The 17,972-nt window shown below is 71.4% G+C and carries 14 protein-coding genes and 1 riboswitch; of the genes, 7 read left to right on the plus strand and 7 right to left on the minus strand.

What is annotated here, in order from left to right; translation table 11 throughout:
• Complete coding sequence (locus tag EP757_RS03415; protein ID WP_127542751.1) at positions 1-1,101, minus strand: sensor histidine kinase; 1,101 nt, start codon at positions 1,099-1,101, stop codon at positions 1-3.
• Between the two features lie 124 nt (positions 1,102-1,225).
• Between EP757_RS03415 and EP757_RS03420 the strand changes: the two genes are divergently transcribed.
• Positions 1,226-1,744, plus strand: a complete 519-nt coding sequence (locus EP757_RS03420; protein WP_127542752.1) for a hypothetical protein — start codon at positions 1,226-1,228, stop codon at positions 1,742-1,744.
• A gap of 109 nt (positions 1,745-1,853) precedes the next feature.
• On the opposite strand, the gene EP757_RS03425 is transcribed toward EP757_RS03420, so the two are convergent.
• Positions 1,854-2,234, minus strand: coding sequence for an Hsp20/alpha crystallin family protein (locus EP757_RS03425; RefSeq protein WP_127542753.1), 381 nt, complete (start codon positions 2,232-2,234; stop codon positions 1,854-1,856).
• 150 nt (positions 2,235-2,384) lie between these two features.
• Between EP757_RS03425 and dinB the strand changes: the two genes are divergently transcribed.
• Both dinB and cobF read left to right on the plus strand, forming a co-directional pair.
• Positions 2,385-3,557 (plus strand): DNA polymerase IV, encoded by a 1,173-nt coding sequence (dinB, locus tag EP757_RS03430; protein WP_127542754.1) that lies wholly within the window; start codon positions 2,385-2,387, stop codon positions 3,555-3,557.
• A 16-nt stretch (positions 3,558-3,573) separates the two neighbouring features.
• Positions 3,574-4,362 (plus strand): precorrin-6A synthase (deacetylating), encoded by a 789-nt coding sequence (cobF, locus tag EP757_RS03435; protein WP_127542755.1) that lies wholly within the window; start codon positions 3,574-3,576, stop codon positions 4,360-4,362.
• Here cobF and EP757_RS03440 read toward each other — a convergent pair.
• Together EP757_RS03440 and cobN are read right to left on the minus strand one after the other, a co-directional pair.
• Positions 4,309-4,836: a GNAT family N-acetyltransferase gene (locus tag EP757_RS03440; protein ID WP_127542756.1), complete on the minus strand. Its 528-nt coding sequence runs from the start codon at positions 4,834-4,836 to the stop codon at positions 4,309-4,311. The genes cobF and EP757_RS03440 overlap by 54 nt on opposite strands.
• 41 nt (positions 4,837-4,877) lie before the next feature.
• Positions 4,878-8,495 carry a cobaltochelatase subunit CobN gene (gene cobN / locus EP757_RS03445; RefSeq protein ID WP_127542757.1) on the minus strand — a complete coding sequence of 1,206 codons (3,618 nt, stop codon included), beginning with the start codon at positions 8,493-8,495 and terminating at the stop codon, positions 4,878-4,880.
• Between the two features lie 56 nt (positions 8,496-8,551).
• Positions 8,552-8,622, minus strand: a riboswitch (cobalamin riboswitch).
• Between the two features lie 121 nt (positions 8,623-8,743).
• Here cobN and EP757_RS03450 point away from each other — a divergent pair.
• From EP757_RS03450 to EP757_RS03465, 4 genes are all read left to right on the plus strand, one after another.
• A complete protein-coding gene (locus EP757_RS03450; protein WP_127542758.1) occupies positions 8,744-10,378 on the plus strand; it encodes a precorrin-3B synthase in 1,635 nt (544 codons plus the stop codon).
• On the plus strand, positions 10,375-10,995 hold the full coding sequence (locus EP757_RS03455; protein ID WP_127542759.1) for a precorrin-8X methylmutase: 621 nt from the start codon (positions 10,375-10,377) through the stop codon (positions 10,993-10,995). The genes EP757_RS03450 and EP757_RS03455 overlap by 4 nt, the downstream gene beginning before the upstream one ends.
• 35 nt (positions 10,996-11,030) lie before the next feature.
• On the plus strand, positions 11,031-12,644 hold the full coding sequence (locus EP757_RS03460; protein ID WP_127542760.1) for a precorrin-2 C(20)-methyltransferase: 1,614 nt from the start codon (positions 11,031-11,033) through the stop codon (positions 12,642-12,644).
• A gap of 196 nt (positions 12,645-12,840) precedes the next feature.
• Positions 12,841-14,370, plus strand: a complete 1,530-nt coding sequence (locus EP757_RS03465) for a cellulase family glycosylhydrolase (protein WP_127542761.1) — start codon at positions 12,841-12,843, stop codon at positions 14,368-14,370.
• Here EP757_RS03465 and EP757_RS03470 read toward each other — a convergent pair.
• From EP757_RS03470 to EP757_RS03480, 3 genes are read right to left on the minus strand one after another with little or no spacing between them, the layout of a single operon-like run.
• Positions 14,307-15,503 (minus strand): glycosyltransferase, encoded by a 1,197-nt coding sequence (locus EP757_RS03470; RefSeq protein ID WP_232050354.1) that lies wholly within the window; start codon positions 15,501-15,503, stop codon positions 14,307-14,309. The genes EP757_RS03465 and EP757_RS03470 overlap by 64 nt on opposite strands.
• Complete coding sequence (locus EP757_RS03475; protein WP_127542762.1) at positions 15,478-16,713, minus strand: glycosyltransferase family 4 protein; 1,236 nt, start codon at positions 16,711-16,713, stop codon at positions 15,478-15,480. The genes EP757_RS03470 and EP757_RS03475 overlap by 26 nt, the downstream gene beginning before the upstream one ends.
• A complete protein-coding gene (locus tag EP757_RS03480; protein ID WP_232050355.1) occupies positions 16,710-17,945 on the minus strand; it encodes a lipopolysaccharide biosynthesis protein in 1,236 nt (411 codons plus the stop codon). Before EP757_RS03480 ends, EP757_RS03475 begins: the two co-directional genes overlap by 4 nt.
• Between the last annotated feature and the right edge of the window lie 27 nt (positions 17,946-17,972).

The raw sequence follows: 17,972 nt of genomic DNA on the forward strand, positions 1-17,972 counted from the left end.
CTAGCCTCCGACGGGGATGCTGGCTCGTACGACGAATCCGGACTTGTCCGGGCAGGCGGTCAGCGCCCCGCCCAGCGCGGCGACTCGTTCTCTCATCCCCGCGATGCCGTGCCCGTCGACGACCGTGTCCGGGCCGGTCCCGTCGTCGCGGACGTCCACCACGACCCGGGTCGGCGAATATCGCAGCGTCACCACCGCCCGGGTCGCCTGGGAAGCGTGCCGGACCGTGTTGGTGAGCGCCTCCTGTACCACGCGATAGACGGCGGTCGCGACCGGCGCCGGCACCTCCACCGGATCACCGAACTCGTTGAACGACACTGCGAGACCGGCGGTCCGCACCTGCTCGACCAGCCCGTCCAGGCTCTCCAGCGCCGGAACCGAGCCCTCGCGCAGCACGCCGACCAGCGTCTTCAGGTCGGTCATCGCCCGGTTGCGCACCTCCTGGGCGAGCTTCAGCGACGCCCGCGCCTCCTCCGGTTCGGCGTCGAAGGCATCCAGAGCGACGTTCAGGTGCACACCCACCACGGCGAGCGTGTGCGAGACCACGTCGTGCAGGTCGCGGGCGATCTCCACGCGCTCTTCGGCCCGCCTGCGGCGGCCGTCCATCTCTCGCTGCGCCTCGTCCTGGGTGATCCGGTGCGCCATCTCGGTGCGCCAGCCCACAGCGTTCTTGTACGCCGTGACGCCCGCCAGCACGGCCGCCAGCCAGAGGGCCTCCGCGCCGGAGTGGGCGAACACCCAATCCGCGGGGCGCCCGGCGACGGTCGCGTCCCAGCTCGTCCAGAACAGCAACGCCAGCGATCCGGCGACGACGGCGAACCGGGTCCGCCCGGCGAGCGCCGCCCCGGCGAAGGCGGCAGTGGCCGGCCAGACGCCGCCGGCCTCGATCAGGAAGGAGCTGCGCTGGGCGAACACGCAGAGGAGGGAGAGGACCAGGATCGTGCGGGGCCGGCGGCGGATGCCGAGGGCGAGCAGGGCGAGCGTGACGGCGAGCGGACCGGTGAAGACGCTGTCCACGTCGCCGCCGGTCATCACCATCCCCGCGGGCACGCCGACCAGGGTGAGAGCCGCTGCCGCATAGGTGAACCTCTTGGTGACCATGTCCGGAACGCTAGGGAGTTCCGGCCGGTCGGCGCGTCGTCCCGCCGATGGCGATCGCATGGACTCCTCCCGCGTACGACGTACATCGTTCGATGTATGCCGCCTCGCTGGATAAGGTAGCCGAGTGACCGCCGCGGAACTGCTCGCCGCCTCCGGCCGCTTCGCCATCGCGCCCGGCCTGTCCGAGACCGAACTCGCCGGCATCGAGCGGGAGTTCGGGTTCACGTTCGCTCCGGACCACCGCGAGTTCCTCGCCGCGGGCCTGCCGACCGGCGTCGGCTGGCCGGACTGGCGATCACCGGACCGGGCCGGGCTGCGGGCCGCGCTCACCGCTCCGGTCGAGGGCGTGCTCTTCGACGTGGCCGAGAACGATTTCTGGTACGAGGGATGGGGCCCGGCCTTCGGCGACCGGCTCGCGGCCGCGCGGACGGGTCTGCTGATCGCGCCGCGAATGATCCCGCTCTACGCGCACCGCTACCTTCCGGCGGGCCTGGCCGGCCACCCGGTGCTCTCGATCTACCAGACCGACGTGGTCGTCTACGGCGCCGACCTGCCCGACTGGCTGAACCGCGAGTTCGCCATCGGCGAGCCCTCATCCCGCCAGGTGCGCCCCACGGTGCCGTTCTGGAGCGCCCTGATCTGAGCCGCCGGTCCGCCGTCGGACCGGCGTCCGCCGTCAAACCGCCGTCAAACCGGCGGCTTCCGGCGGCGGACGCCGCGTCAGGCCGCGTCAGGCGCCGGCGGCAGGCGCGTCAGGCGGTTGCGACGGCCACCTTGCGGGACCGGCGCTCCAGGACCGGGATCCGGAGGGTGAGCACGCCGTTCTCGTGGCGGGCCTCGAGGCGGTCGACGTCGAGCTTCTCGGAGAGGCGGACCCGGCGGGAGAGGTCACCCATCGGGCGCTCGGCGACGACGAACTCCGCGTCGGTGCGCTTGCGCTCGGCGCGGACGGTCAGCACCTCGCCGTCGACCGTGATGTCGATCGAGGCGGGGTCGACGCCCGGCAGGTCGATGTCGATGAAGAACGTCTCGTCGCGGCGGTAGGCGTCGAGCCGCGCGCCGGACTCGCGGGTGGCGAAGACCCGGGCGGTGAGGTGCTCGAGCTCGCGCACGGTGGGGGTACTGAGCAACATGATGGTGGCTCCAAGGCTTGAGCGTGGGTGACTCAACTTCAGAAACCGAGAATCTCGCCTCGGGATTCCCTCAAATTACTCAGCCCACCGGACTCACTCCAGCCATCGTGACGGCCGCCATGATTAGAACACCTGTACTATGCTGCGATTGTGATCCTGCACGCCGACCTCGACTCGTTCTACGCCTCGGTCGAGCAACGCGACGACCCCGCGCTGCGAGGCCGCCCGGTGCTGGTCGGGGGCGGGGTGGTCCTCGCGGCGAGCTATGAGGCGAAGGCGTTCGGGGTGCGGACGCCGATGTCGCTGGGCCGGGCCCGGGCGCTCTGCCCGCAGGCGATCGTGGTGCCGCCGCGGATGGCCGCCTACACCGCCGCGAGCCGGCTGGTGTTCGAGATCTTCGAGGACACCACGCCGATCGTCGAGCCGCTCTCGATCGACGAGGCGTTCCTCGACGTCGACGGCCTCCGCAAGATCCGGGGCACGCCCGTGGAGATCGCCCACCGGCTGCGCGCCGACGTGCGAGAGCGGGCCGGGCTGCCGATCACGGTCGGCGTGGCCGGGACGAAATTCCTGGCCAAGGTGGCGAGCGGGGCCGGCAAGCCGGACGGCCTGCTGGTCGTCGAGCCGGGCGAGGAGCTGGCGTTCCTGCATCCCCTGCCGGTGGAGAAACTGTGGGGCGTCGGCCCGGTCACTGCGGCCAAGCTGCGCGAACGCCAGATCCACACGGTCGGGCACGTGGCCCGGATCGGCGAGGCGGCCCTGGTCGCGATGCTCGGTGGCAACGCCGGCCGGCACCTGCACGCGCTCGCCCACAACCGCGACCCACGCCGGGTCAGCACCGGGCACCGCCGGGGCTCGATCGGAGCGCAGTGCGCCCTCGGCCGCTCGCCGGACGCCGACGTCACGCCGATCCTCGCCTCACTGGTCGACCGGGTCACCCGGCGGATGCGCCGGGCACATCGGGCCGGGCGGACGGTGACGCTGCGGCTGCGCTTCGGCGACTTCACCCGGGCCACCCGATCCCGCAGCATGCTCAAGGCGACGATGCAGACCGAGGCGATCCTGCGGACCGCCGAGGAGCTTCTCCACGAGGCTCAACCCCTGATCGCCACCCGTGGTCTCACACTGGTCGGCGTCGCGGTGAGCAACCTCGACGGCACCGGGAACGTACAGCTGGAATTGCCTTTGATCGAAGAGAAGGATCAGGACCGGCTGGACGCCGCGATGGACCGGGTGCGGGAGCGATTCGGGTCGGATGCGCTGCGGCGCGGCTCGATGATCGGGCGGACGATGTCCCCCTCGGTGCCGCTGCTGAGCGACTGAGGCAGACTTTCTCCTCATGCGGAAGATCTACGTGATCGGGATCGGCGCCGGCGACCCGGACCACCTCACCCTCCAGGCCGCGAAGGCGATCGGCCGGACGAACGTGTTCTTCCTGATCGACAAGGGCGAGACCAAGCAGAGCCTGATCGACCTGCGCGAGCGCATCATCCGGGGCTACTCGCACCCGCACAAGCGGATCGTCGAGGGCCGCGACCCCGACCGAGACCGCACCCCGGCCGACTACACCGGCACCATCGCCGGCTGGCGGCACCAGCGCGGCGTCATGCTGGAGGGCCTGATCGCCGAGCACCTCAAGGAGGACGAGATCGGCGCGCTGCTGGTCTGGGGCGACCCGTCGCTCTACGACTCCACGATCGCGATCCTGGAGGAGATCCTGGGGCGCGGCGCGACGACCTTCGCGTACGAGGTGATCCCCGGCATCAGCAGCGTCTCGGCGCTCGCGGCGAAGCACCGGATCGGGCTGAACCGGGTGGGCCGGCCGTTCCAGGTCACGACCGGCCGGCGACTCGCCGACGAGGGCTGGCCGGAGGGCGTCGACGACGTGGTCGTGATGCTCGACGCCCAGCAGGCGTTCACCGCCCACCCGGACGCCGAGATCTACTGGGGCGCCTACGTCAGCACCGAGGACGAGCTGCTCGCCTCCGGGCGGGTCGGCGAGGTGGCCGAGGAGATCGTGAAGACGCGCGCCGAGGCCCGGGAACGGCACGGCTGGATCATGGACACCTATCTGCTACGCCGGAATGTCGTCGAAGGGGGCGGCATAGGTGAAGCCGCCCCGCAGTGACGGCCGGTAATTCGTGAGAGGGCGCGCCTGGAAGTAGGGCGCCCACTCCGGGACCGGCGCCGTGATGCCGGACTCGTCGGCGAGCGTGAAGCCGAACCGGTGGTAGTAGGCGGGGTTGCCGAGCAGGATCACGACCGGCTCGCCGAGCGCGTCGGCCGCGCCGAGCACGGCGTGCATGAGCGCCGATCCGACGCCGCGTTTCTGGTGGTCCGGGTGGACGCTGAGCGGGCCGAGTCCCAGCGCCGGCTTGCCATCGATCGCACCCCGGCTGCAGACCACATGGCCGACGATCTGCCCGCCGGCCCGCGCGTCACCTTGCCCGATCTGTCGCGCAACAAGCGATAGTTCGGGGATCCAGCCCGGGTCGGTTCGGAGCCTGTCGACCAGGTCGGCCTCGGCACGGCGGCCGAAGGCGGCAAGCGTCACCGCGTGGATCTCGGCTTCCTGCCCGGGTTGCTCACGCTCCACGATCATGGGAGCCAGCCTCACTACCGGCACCCATGAACACAAGCGAATTACGCGGGCCCGTCCTCGAGCTCGCCCTCGGTCTCCAGGTAGAGCTGCTGGAGAGCCGCGATCGTCGACGGCTCCGGCGCCTCCCAGAGCTTGCGCTCGGCCGCCTCCAGCAGGCGCTCGCTGATGCCGTGCAGCGCCCACGGATTCGACTCGCGCATGAACTTCTGGTTCTCCGGGTCGAGCACGTAGCTCGCGGCGAGCTGCTCGTACATCCAGTCGGTGACCACGCCGGCGGTCGCGTCGTACCCGAAGAGGTAGTCGACGGTCGCGGCCAGCTCGAACGCTCCCTTGTAGCCGTGCCGGCGCATCGCGGCGATCCAGCGCGGGTTCACCACGCGGGCGCGGAAGATCCGCGCGGTCTCCTCGGTCAGGCTGCGGGTCCGCGCCTGGTCCGGGTTGGTGTTGTCGCCGATGTACGCGGCGGGCGCCTTCCCGGTCAGCGCGCGAACCGTGGCGATCATGCCGCCGTGGTACTGGAAGTAGTCGTCCGAGTCGATGATGTCGTGCTCGCGCGTGTCGATGTTCTTCGCGGCCACGTCGATCCGCCGGTACGCGTTCTCCATGTCCGGCCGGGCCGGGACACCGTCCAGATCCCGCCCGTACGCGAACCCGCCCCACACCGCGTAGACCTCGGCCAGGTCGGCGTCGTCCCGCCAGTTCCGGCTGTCCATCAAGGGTAGGATCCCGGCGCCGTACGCCCCCGGCCGCGACCCGAAGATCCGCATGGTGGCCCGCCGCCAATCGCCGTGCTCGGCCTGATCCCGCAGCGCGTGCTCGCGGACGTAGTTGTCCGGCTCGTCCAGTTCGGCGACCATCGCGAACGCGTCGTCGAGCATCGCCACCACGTGCGGGAACGCGTCCCGGAAGAACCCGGAGATGCGGACCGTCACGTCGATACGAGGGCGGCCCAGCTCCTCACGGGCGATCGGCTCGAGGCCGGTGACCCGCCGGGAAGCCGGGTCCCAGACCGGCCGGACGCCGATCAGCGCGAGGATCTCGGCGATGTCATCACCGGCGGTCCGCATGGCACTGGTGCCCCAGGCCGAGATGCCGATCGACTTCGGCCAGGTTCCGTCGTGGTCGGCGCGGTACCGGCTCAGCAGCGACTCGGCCATCGCCTGACCGGTCTCCCAGGCCAGCGAACTCGGGATCGCCTTCGGGTCGACGGAGTAGAAGTTGCGGCCGGTCGGCAGCACGTTGATCAGGCCGCGGAGCGGGGAGCCGCTCGGCCCGGCCGGGACGTATCCGCCGTCGAGGGCGTGCAGCACGTGCGTGATCTCGTCGGTCGTCTTCGCGAGCCGGGGCACGACCTCGGTGGCCGCGAACGCCAGCACCCGAGCCACGTCGGTCGCCTTGCCGGACATTTCCGAATTTTCCGGAATGTCGCCCGAGCCAGCAGTATCAGAGGAGCCAGCAGCATCGGGGAAGACGGCGGCCAGCACGTCAGCCGGCACCTCGACCGGCCAGCCTCGCTCCTCCATCGCCGTGACCAGAGCTCGCGCCTGCTCCTCGACCGCGTCGGTCTCGGCGGTCGAGGCGTCCTCCGACAGGCCCAGCGCCTCGCGCAGACCCGGCAGGGCCGCCACCTTGCCGGCCCACATCTGCCTGGCCCGGAGCATCGCCAGCACCAGGTTGATCCGGGCCTCGCCGACCGGCGCCTGGCCGAGGACGTGCAGGCCGTCCCGGATCTGGACGTCCTTCACCTCACACAGCCATCCGTCGATGTGCATGATGAAGTCGTCGAACTCCTCGTCGTCAGGGCGGTGTGCCTGGCCGAGGTCGTGGTCCATCTTCGCGGCCTGGATCAGCGTCCAGATCTGCGCCCGGATGGCGGGCAACTTCGCCGGGTCGAGGGCCGCGATGTTCGCGTGTTCGTCGAGGAGCTGCTCCAGGCGGGCGATGTCGCCGTACGACTCGGCTCGCGCCATCGGCGGAATCAGGTGATCGACGAGCGTGGCGTGCGCCCGGCGCTTCGCCTGCGTCCCCTCGCCCGGGTCGTTGACCAGGAACGGGTAGATCAGCGGCAGGTCGCCGAGCGCCGCGTCGGTGCCGTCGCTCGCCGACATGCCGACGTTCTTGCCGGGCAGCCATTCCAGGTTGCCGTGCTTGCCGACGTGCACCACGGCGTCGGCCTCGAAGTCGCCGGCGATCCACCGGTAGGCGGCCAGGTAGTGGTGCGACGGCGGCAGGTCCGGATCGTGGTAGATCGCGACCGGGTTGGCGCCGAAACCGCGCGGCGGCTGCACCATGACCACGATGTTCTCGTCGCGCAGGGCGGCCAGGACGATGTCGCCACCGTCCACGTAGAGCTCGCCCGGGGCCGGCCCCCAGTGTTGCTCCACCCGCTCCCGGAAGTCCGCAGGCATGGTGTCGAACCACGATTTATACGAGATGCCGGAGATGCGCACCGGGTTGCCGGCCAACTGCTCCTCGGTGAGCCAGTCCGGGTCCTGCCCACCGGCCGCGATCAGCGCGTGGATCAGTCCGTCGCCGTCGTAGTCGTCGAAGGAACCGACCTGGTAGCCGGCCTCCTTCAAAGCCTTGATCAAAGCGACGGTGGAGGCGGGGGTGTCCAGACCGACCGCGTTGCCGATTCGCGAGTGCTTCGTCGGGTAGGCCGACAACATCAGGACGATCTTGCGATCCGCCGGCGGCACGTGCCGCAGCCGGGCGTGCGCCACCGCGATCCCGGCGACCCGCAGCGCCCGTTCCGGATCGGCCACGTAGACCGACAGTCCCTCCGGGTCGATCTCCTTGAACGAGAACGGCACCGTGATGATCCGGCCGTCGAACTCCGGGATCGCCACCTGCGTAGCCGCGTCCAGTGGCGACAGCCCGTCGTCGCTCTCCTCCCAGGCGGCCCGCGAACTGGTCAGGCAGAGACCCTGCAGGATCGGTACGTCCAGGTCGGCCAGCACACCGACGTCCCACGCCTCGTCGTCGCCGCCCGCACCGGCGGTGGCCGGCTTGGTGCCGCCGGCCGCGAGAACCGTCACCACCAGCGCGTCCGCCGTGCGCAGTTCGGAAAGCAGTTCCGGGGGCGCGGTCCGCAGCGAGGCCGTGAAGATCGGCAGCGCGCGGGCGCCCTTCGCCTCGATGGCCTGGCAGAGCGCCTCGACGAACGCGGTGTTCCCGGCCATGTGGTGGGCGCGGTAGTAGAGGACCGCGACCGTGGTCTGCGCCTCCTTCGAAGGGCGCTCCAAGATCCCCCACTGTGGCGCCTCGACGGCCGGCGCGAACCCGTTGCCGGTCAGCAGCACCGTGTCGGAGAGGAAGTCGTGCAGCGAAGCCAGGTTCTCCCCGCCGCCCTGGGCCAGGTAGACGTGCGCGTCGGCGGCGACACCGGCCGGCACCGTGGAGAGTTTCATGAGGTCGGCGTCCGGGGCCTGCTCGCCGCCGAGGACGACCACCGGGACGTCGCCGGCCAGCAGCGCGTCCAGGCCCTCCTCCCAGGCCCGCCGGCCACCGAGGATGCGCACGACGACCAGGTCGACGCCGTCGAGCAGGGCGGGAAGGTCGGAGACCGCGGTCCGGGCCGGGTTGCCGAGACGCCACGCGGAGCCACTGGCCCGGGCGCTGAGTAGGTCGGTGTCGGACGTGGACAGCAGCAGAAACACGCGTCGCGCTCCCCCTCGGGGTCCGCGCCCCGTGGTAGTTGGGATGACGGCGAACGGAGTTCCTGACTTCCGGATCGATGACCCGGTCACAGTGGCGGGACCGCGCCGGAATCACACCGGCTTCCTCCGCGGCTTCGCCGCTGATAGACCTCCCACCTTTCCGAACGTCACGGCTCTGCGTCAAGGTGGGGTGACGCTCCCGACCCGAGGATGCCGGTCTGTCGGGGGCCGCCCGTAGTATCCGGGCCGTGGCACCCCTCCGGCAGTCCGACACCGACGCCTGCCCCGGCGCGCTGCGGTTGCATGCCGCGGCCGACGGGCTCCTGGCGCGTGTCCGGCTGCCCGCGGGCGTCCTCAGCGGCGATCAGATGCACGCTCTGCGTGAGCTGGCAGCCGACTGCGGCGATGGTCGTCTCGAGCTGACCTCCCGGGCGAACCTGCAGATCAGAGGCGTGCGAGCCGAGGCGGCGGAGACCTTGGCGACCCGCTTGCGCGCGGCGGGCCTTCTGCCTTCGATGACCCATGATCCGGTACGCAACATCGCCGCGCCGCCCCTCGCTCCCCCAGCGCTGCGCGCCCTGATCTCCCGCTTGGACGCCGCGATCCTCGCCGATCCCGAGCTACCCCGCCTACCCGGCAAATTCCTCTTCGCGATCGGCCACGTCCCCCTCGCCGCCGACCTCGCCGCCGTCCCCGCCCGCGCTGACATCGCCGCCGACGCCGACATCGCCACCCCCGCAGGCCTCGCCGTTCCGGGGGCGCCGTCGTCGTTCACGATCCGCTTCGGAGGTCACGACACCGGGCTGACCGTCGCTCCGGACCGTGTCGTCGAAACCCTGATCGCCGCCGCCCACGCCTTCCTCGCCGAACGCGAAGCGCAGCGCGGCGACGGCCCGGCAGCCTGGCGCCTGCGCGAGCTGACCGACGGCCCGGCCCGGGTCTCCGCCCGGGTCAGCACCGCTCTCGGCCTCACCCCGATCCCGCGTGCGTCGTCTTCCGAGGCGCTGACCCCGGTCGAGTTCCTGAAGCCCGGTGGCCTCGTCGGCGCGCCGGAGCACGGTGACCTCGTCGGCGCGCCGGAACCCAGTGACCTCCTCGGCGCGCCGGAGCCCAGTGACCAGCCCAGTGACCTCCTCGGTGTGCTGGAGCAGCCGGGCAGCCCGCTCGTCGCGGTCGGGGCGCTGGTGCCGTTGGGGAGGCTCGGACCCGTACCCCTGAAGATCTTGGAAAAAGCCGCCCGCCTGGTGATCACGCCCTGGCGCGGAGTGCTCGTCACCGACCTGCCGCCCGAGGAGGCCGCCGCCTGGTCGGACCGCCTGAGCGCGGCCGGCCTGGCCCTGTCCCCCGACTCACCGTGGGTAGGCGTGACCGCCTGCGCCGGCCGCCCCGGCTGCGCCAGGTCCCACGCCGACGTCCGAGCCGACGCCACGGCCGCTTCCGTCTTCGTCGACGGCCTGCCCACACATTGGGTCGGCTGCGAGCGGGCGTGCGGCAGCCCGGCCGGGCGTCACGTCCGAGTGCTGGCGACGCCCCACGGCTACCAGGTCTCCCACGCGGGCACGAGCCCTGGCCTGCCTGAATCTGGCATGGCTGAATCTGGCCCGCCTGCACCCGGCCTGCCTGCACCCGGCCTGCCTGCACCCGGCCTGCCTGCACCCGGCCTGCCCGCACCCGGCCTGCCCGCACCCGGCCTGCCCGCACCCGGCCTGCCCGCACCCGGCCTGCCTGAGCCTGGCCTAGCTGGAGCCGGAAACTCCGCCGGACATTTCGGAAATGTCGGTCAGGGTGCGGCCGGCGAGACACCTGTCAGTGACGAGCCGGTGCCGCTCTCCCCTGCTTCGCGGGAGTTGGGGGATGCGGTGGCGGCGGCGAGGAGGGCTTGATGGAGTACGTGCGCGACGGCGCTGAGATCTATCGGCGGTCGTTCGCCACGATCCGGGCCGAGGCCGACCTGAGCGGGCTGCCGGATGACGTGGCCCGCGTCGTGGTCCGGATGATCCATGCCTGCGGGCAGGTCGATCTCGTGGAGGACGTGCGGTACAGCCCGGGTGTGGTGTCGGCCGCCCGCAAGGCGCTGCTCGACGGCGCGCCGATCCTCTGTGACGCGCAGATGGTCGCGTCCGGGGTCACCCGTGCGCGGCTGCCGATGGCGAACGACGTGATCTGCACGCTGCGCGACCCTTCCGTGCCCGAGCTGGCCAAGGAGATCGGCAACACCCGCAGCGCCGCCGCCCTCGACCTCTGGGGTGACCGGCTCGGCGGCGCGGTCGTGGCGATCGGGAACGCGCCGACAGCACTGTTCCGGCTGCTGGAGATGATCGAGGCGGGCGCGCCCCGGCCGGCGGCGGTGCTCGGGATCCCGGTCGGCTTCATCGGGGCGGCCGAGTCCAAGGAGGCGCTGGCCGAGTCCGATCTGGAGTACCTGATCGTTCGCGGTCGCCGCGGGGGCAGCGCCATGACGGCGGCCGCCGTGAACGCCATAGCCTCCGAAGCCGAGTAAGCCCCCTTTCGAAAACGGAAAAGACGGATATCGGAATGACGAACGACGCGATCCAGCCCGGCCGGCTCTACGGTGTCGGGCTTGGCCCCGGCGACCCCGAACTGGTCACGGTGAAGGCGGCCCGGCTCATCGCGGCGGCCGACGTGATCGCGTACCACGCTGCCCGGCACGGCCGCAGCAACGCCCGTGCGATCGCCGCCGGCTACCTGCGTGAGGGGCAGATCGAGGAGGCGCTGATCTACCCGGTCACCACCGAGACGACCGATCACCCGGGCGGCTACCAGGGCGCGATCGACGAGTTCTACGCCGAAGCCGCCGCCCGCCTCGCCGAGCACCTGGACGCCGGCCGTGACGTGGTGGTGCTGGCCGAGGGCGACCCGTTCTTCTACGGCTCCTACATGCACATGCACAAGCGGCTGGCCGGCCGTTACGAAGCGACGGTCGTCCCGGGCGTGACCTCGGTGAGCGCCGCCTCGGCCGTCCTCGGCCGCCCGCTGATGGAACGCGACGAGATCCTCACCGTCCTGCCCGGCACGCTGCCACCCGCCGAGCTGGCGGCCCGCCTGTCCACCACGGACTCGGCCGCCGTGATGAAGCTGGGTCGCACCTTCCCCGGCGTCCGCGAAGCGCTGGAGCAGGCCGGCCGTCTGGGCGACGCGTGGTACGTGGAACGCGCCACCACTGATCGAGAACGGTCGGTGCCGCTGAGCGAGGTGGACCCCGACTCGGTCCCGTACTTCTCCCTCGCCCTGCTACCGAGCCCGGCCGCCGCCGCATTCTCCGCTGCGTCGCCTGGCATCTCCGACAAGTCGGGGATGCCGGAGGACGGCGGGAGCGCGCCCGGGATTCGGAAGGCGCTCGGGGACTCGAAAGCCGGGCCGGTGCGGGAAAAGGACGGCGCTCAGGGCAGCCCCGGCACCGTTACGGTCATCGGGCTGGGGCCTGGGCCTCGCGACTGGCTCACCCCCGAGGCGAGCGCCGCCCTGGCCGCCGCCGACGACGTGATCGGTTACACCACCTACGTGAATCGGGTCCCGGCGAACCCGCGCCAGCGCCGCCACCCCTCGGACAACAAGGTCGAGGCGGAGCGTGCCGCGTTCGCCCTGGATCTGGCGAAGCGGGGCCGCCGGGTGGCAGTGGTCTCGTCGGGGGATCCGGGTGTGTTCGCGATGGCGGCGGCGGTGCTGGAGACGGCCGAGGACCCGCAGTGGCAGGACGTGCCGGTCCGGATCGTGCCGGGACTGACGGCGGCGCAGGCGGTGGCGAGCCGGGCCGGCGCCCCGCTCGGGCACGACTTCTGCATCCTGTCGCTGTCGGACCGGCTCAAGCCCTGGTCGGTGATCGAGAAGCGGCTGGAGGCCGCGGCCGCCGCCGACCTGGTGATCGCCATCTACAACCCGGCGTCGAAGACCCGCACCGAGCAGCTGGTCCGCGCACGGAAGCTGCTGCTGGAGCACCGGGCGGACGAGACCCCGGTGGTGGTCGGCCGGGATGTGGGCGGCCCGGCCGAGGAGGTCCGGATCACCACGCTGGCCGATCTGGACCCGGCCACGGTCGACATGCGCTGCCTGCTCATCGTCGGTTCGTCGCAGACTCGGGTGTCAGCCGGTGGCCGGCTGGTTTACACCCCCCGGCACTACCCGGCCTGACCAGGGAAAAGTCCGAAGATTCCCGGGCGGGTGAGCCGGCGCACCATCGGCCACCGTCCGGGGAATGAAGGCTGTGCACCTGTCCGCTCCGCGTTCGCAACCGCACTGCATCGACGGAAGCCTGTGGTCCACCCCCACATCAACCGAATGGAGGGGCCAGACCGTAGAGACCGCCGAATGAAGGGCTGAAGCCTCCGTGAAGACTGTTCGCAGCCGCGCAGCGATCCTCGCATCCTCGCTGCTCCTCGCCGTCGTGACGCCGGCCGGGGAGGCCACGGCCGCGACGAAGCCGGCACCCGCGCCGAAGGGCGTGAAGCCGGCCGTAGCCGTCAAGGTTCAGGGTTCGGTCGTGGCGACGAAGGCGAGCCGCCTCGCCGCCACCATTTCCGCGAAGACGATCAACTACTACCCGTCGGACGCGGGCTGGTCCGCGATGTGGACCTCGTTCGACGCCGCCCGGGTCGACGCCGACCTGGCGAAGGCCGCCGCGCTCGGCGCCGACAACGTACGGGTGATCGTCTTCCCGCAGGCGTTCGGCTACCCGAGTCCGAAGGCGGAGTACACAGAGCGGCTCCGCAAGTTCGTCAACATCGCCGACTCGTACGGCCTGACCGTGAAGCTGACCCTCTTCGACTGGTGGGCCGGTTACAGCGACGCGGCCGGCAGCACCGCCTGGGCGAAGGCGGTGCTGGCCCCGTACGCGAGCGACCCCCGGGTCATCTCGGTGGAGCTGAAGAACGAGTTCAACCCGAACGACCCGGCCGCCGTGGCCTGGGTGAAGCAGCTCATCCCGGCGGTCCGGAAGTCCGTTCCGCAGATGCCGCTGACGCTGAGCGTCGACGGCCAGAGCGGCGCCCCCGCGATGGCGAAGATCAAGTCGGCGCTGACCGCGACCCCGCTGGACTACTACGACTTCCACTTCTACGGGAACTCGGAGCGTTCACTCGCCGAGATCCGTAAGGCGCAGTCGGCGGTGAGCCCGGCCCCGATCGTGATCGGCGAGACCGGTGTGACCACCGCGACCGGCTCCGGCAGCGAGGGTGAGCAGGCCGCGTTCCTGGCCCGGGTGTTCCGGGCCGCACAGGTGGCGAAGGTCGGCTCGGTGGCGCCGTGGACGCTGAACGACTTCAGCGACGGCGCGATCCCGTCGAACTCGCAGGTGTCGAAGCTGCCCGCGCAGTACAGGTTCGGCCTCTACCGGGCGGACGGCACCGCGAAGCCGGCGGCTGCCGTGGTGCGTGCCGCCTGGACCGGCGGCACGCTCACGAACAGCGTGCTCGACCTCGGCTTCGAGGCGTCGGCCGGCAACTCGCCGTGGCGTCCGTACCTGGCCGACCAGGGTTCCGCAGTCCGGGTCCGGGACGTGGCCCACACCGGCTCCGGCTCGGCCCGCTTCTCGGACACCGGCCGCACCACCGCCGGCCTGCCGTCGGTCCGGACCGCCCCGGTCAACCCGGTGCTCCCCGGCCAGAAGTGGCACGCCGAGGCCTGGGCCAAGGGCGCCGGCGTGACCGGTGCCAACGAGATCGCGCTGAGCTGGTTCGACGCCAACGACAAGTGGCTGGGCCAGAGCAGCTCGAAGCAGGTCGCGAAGGGCACCAGCAACTGGACGAAGCTGACCGTCGACGCGGTGGCCCCGGCCGGCGCGGCCAGCGTGCAGCTTCACCTCAAGTCGGGCGACAACGCCGGCTCGGTCTGGTTCGACGACGTGGTGCTGTCCAACTGAGCGAACAGTCGTGAATAGGCGTCCACGGTCTTCGACCAGGAGGACGGATCCGCGTGCCGCCGGCCTGCCAGGCCGGCGGCTTTCGCGATGCCGAGAGCCAGGTCGGACGGTGATGCCGGTGGTACGAACACCGTCCCGCTGTACTCCGAGGCCGCCTCCACGAGACCACCCACCCCGGTCACCACGACCGGTACGCCGTGGCTCATCGCGATGTGCAGCGGCCCGCTCGCCGAGCTCCGCCGGTACGGCAGCACGACCACGTCCGCCCCGGCGAAGAAGTCGTTCACCTCGGCGTCCGCGACGTACCTGTTCACGAACGTGATCCGGTCCCGGACCGGCGAGTCGACGATCATCTCGGCGGGCAGCGTCCAGCCCTCCCAGGTCTCCCCCACGACCGTGAGGTGGTAGCCCGGCCCGAGTCCGGCGAATGCTTCGATCAGATCTTCGAGCCCCTTGTACGGCCGGATCGTCCCGAAGAACAGCAGCCGGCAGATCCCGTCCGGCCCGGGGCGCCGCGCCACCGGCTCGTGATGATCGAACGGCCCGTGCAGAGCGATCTCCGCCGGCATGTCCGCGATGCCATAGATCTCGGAGACCGCCGCCAGATCGAAGCGCGAATGCACGACGACACCGTCGGTCCGGTCCAGCAGCGGCCTGATGCAGCGCCGCACATATCGGGCGGCCCACGCGTGCCGCGCCTCCCCGGTGTCCTGCACCTCGTGGAACTCCACGATCACCCGGATCCCGAGCGCCCGGGCCGCGAGGACCAGGGCGAGGTACGAGTGCAGCACCGCCCCGGTCCACCACTGCAGAACGAGCACGTCCGGCCGGAACGAGCGCAGGAACCCGACCGCCCGGACCAGCGAGGGGACCGCGAACCAGTCCACGCCGTCGAATACCCGTACATCCTCGGAATAGCGCAAGTCGGCAAGCGAGTGACCGACCCGCTCCCGCCCGGGATAGAGGCGGGCCGGCAGCAGCCGGCGCATCAGGATCGCGCCGACCTCGTAGCGTGACGAGAGCGCGTTGCTGAGCCGGCAGGTGTAGTAGCTGATCCCGGAGAGGAACCGCCAGCCGGAGCCGACGACCAGAACACGAATCCGCTGTTCATCCGGCATGGGCGATGCAGTCACGGTAGACCTCCTCGATCTCGGGGACGACGCGGGCGGCGGTGAAGTCGAGCCCACGCTCGTGACCGGCGTCCCGCAGCCGGCCCGCCAGGTCACGGTCGGTGAGCACCCGCACCAGCGCGGTGTGCAGCAGATCGGGGTCGCCGGGCGGGACGAGCAACCCGGTCACGCCGTCGTGCACCACGTCGAGCAGGCCGCCCGACGCGGAGGCGACCAGCGGCGCGCCGGCCAGCATCGCCTCGACCGCGACCTGGCCCATCCCCTCCAGCAACGACGGCACCACCCCGGCTGCCGCGCCGTGCCAGGCCGCCATGACCTGCGCGTGCGGGACGTCGTGCCGGACCACCACGCCGGGCGGGATCGGCGGGGTGTCGTGCCGGCGGGTGCCGAGGCAGACCAGCCCCGGAGCGTCGGGCATCGTGGTGACCAGCCGCCGATAGGCCGTGAACAGCACGTCGATGCCCTTGTGCAGGCCGAGTTGCCCGACGAAGAGCAGGTAGGGCCGGTCCGGCAGCCACTCCGGCCGCGGTGTGTCCCGGGCCAGGTCGTCCAGGCCGTCGGGGACCAGGCTGGAGAGGACCCGCACCGGGAGTTCGCCGGGCAGCCGGGCCAGGTTCAGCGCCGAGGCCACCGAGGACGAGATCGCGGTGAGCGTGTCGATGCCCTTGTGCCGGTGACTGCGCAGACCGGCGGTGAGCACTGCCGCGCGCGGGCGGCCGTACTGGGCGGTGGCGCAACCGACGCACCGGGCCAGACTCGGTCCGGAGGTGCAGCGGCGGCCGTTGCGGGAGAAGGTCTTGCGCACGCAGGTCAGCCCGAAGTCGTGGGCGGTGTGCACGTGCGGCAGCCCGAGCCGGCCGGCGCGCAGCGGCAGGTAGCTGTACATCAGCCAGTCGTGGCTGTGCACCACGTCGAAGGTGTGCGTCCGCAGCGTGCGGGCGATGTCCGATGTCGTCAGCGGGTCCGGCATCGTCGGGTGGAACGGTTTCGCGGTGTCGGCGTTGAGGCCCGGCATCATGGTGTTCGCGATGCTGCGCACGCGCAGCACGCGTACTCCGTTGATCTCCTCGTCGTCGGGGGCCGCCGGTGTCGCGAGCGTCAGCACGGTCACCTCATGGCCGCGCCGCACCATCTCCTCGCTGCTCGTGGCGATGCTGCGTTCCAGCCCGCCGATCACCGGCGCATAAAGGTTGGAAAGGTGCAGAATTCTCATCGGAAACCCTCCGCTCGTCGTCCTGACCCGGGACGCACGGATCTCCGGGCGGCCAGGAAGCCCACGATCAGCGCACTCGCCGTCTGTCCCGCCAGCCACGCGACGCCCGCGCCGGTCACCCCGAGCGACGGCAGCAGCAGCCAGGTGAGCAGCAGGCACGACACCGCGCGGACGGCGTTGAGTCGCCTGCAGAGCCGGAACCTCCCCTGCGACCGCCAGTGCGCCACCGCGAGGTTCGCGACCGCGTCCGGAAGAGCCGCCACCACGAGGATCTTGAGCAGCGTGCCGCCTTCGGCCGCGTACCCGGCGCTGAACAGCCCGAGGATCGCGTCCCCTGCGACCAGCAGCACGACGGCCGGCCCGCCCACCACGGCGAGCACCACGGCCGCCGCCCGCGCGAGACCGACCCGCCCGTCGTTCGTCCGCTCGGCGTAGAGCGCCGACGCCACCGCCGGCGACACCATGAACAGCATCGAGGCGGTCATCCAGGCGAGGTAGAAGTGCGCGTTGGCGTCCGAACCGAGCCGGGCCGTGACCAGCACCGGCAGCAGCGCTGCCGGCCCGGCCTGGCACAGGTTGATCAGGTGATGGCCGGTGAGCGCCGTCCACAGATGCGGGAGCTCCGCGGCGATCCCGGCCGGCCGCAGCCGGGCGCCGGGACGCAGCCGCCGAGGTCCGGCCACCACGGTGAGCGCACTGACCAGCAGCGTCGGCAGCGTCCACGAGAGCAGCACGGATTCGGCCCAGTCCACGCCCGGGACCGGGTACGCGAGGATCACGAAGAGCGCCACGATCTTGCCGCTCGCCACGGCCAGGTTGCGGACCAGCATGCCGTGCCCGGCCCGGTGCGCGACGTAGACGTTGTCCAGCAGCGTCGTCAGCGTCACCGCCACGGCCGCGCAGACCAGCGCCGCCGCGCCCTGAAGTCCACCGAGGAATCCGAAGTTGTCCGCCACCGACGGCACGATCATCGCCCCGGCGGCGGCCGCGGCGGCGGTGGCGGCCGACCCGAAGATCAGTCCGCCGCTGACGATCCGCGACCAGCCGGCCGTGTCACTGCCGGGCAGCCGCTGGATGAACATGTGGCCGGCCCCGAGGTTGGCGATCATGCTGACCGCGGTGGCCGCCGAGATCAGCGCGGTGGCCGTACCGATCTCGGAGGCCGGCACGCACCGGGCGGCGAGCATCCAGTACAGGTAGCCGAGCCCGCCGTTCACCACGGTCGTCGCCATGATCAGCAGACTGTTCCGAGCCAGCGA

The sequence above is a fragment of the Actinoplanes sp. OR16 genome (assembly GCF_004001265.1).
Lineage (GTDB): Bacteria > Actinomycetota > Actinomycetes > Mycobacteriales > Micromonosporaceae > Actinoplanes.

What these genes read in the sequence shown, in the direction of transcription:
- cobF (WP_127542755.1), top strand. Translation starts at nt 3,574, where the DNA reads ATGCGGAAGATCTACGTGATCGGGATCGGCGCCGGCGACCCGGACCAC.
- EP757_RS03415 (WP_127542751.1), bottom strand. Translation starts at nt 1,101, where the DNA reads ATGGTCACCAAGAGGTTCACCTATGCGGCAGCGGCTCTCACCCTGGTC.
- EP757_RS03460 (WP_127542760.1), top strand. Translation starts at nt 11,031, where the DNA reads ATGACGAACGACGCGATCCAGCCCGGCCGGCTCTACGGTGTCGGGCTT.
- EP757_RS03440 (WP_127542756.1), bottom strand. Translation starts at nt 4,836, where the DNA reads ATGATCGTGGAGCGTGAGCAACCCGGGCAGGAAGCCGAGATCCACGCG.
- EP757_RS03475 (WP_127542762.1), bottom strand. Translation starts at nt 16,713, where the DNA reads ATGAGAATTCTGCACCTTTCCAACCTTTATGCGCCGGTGATCGGCGGG.
- EP757_RS03480 (WP_232050355.1), bottom strand. Translation starts at nt 17,945, where the DNA reads ATGGCGACGACCGTGGTGAACGGCGGGCTCGGCTACCTGTACTGGATG.
- EP757_RS03425 (WP_127542753.1), bottom strand. Translation starts at nt 2,234, where the DNA reads ATGTTGCTCAGTACCCCCACCGTGCGCGAGCTCGAGCACCTCACCGCC.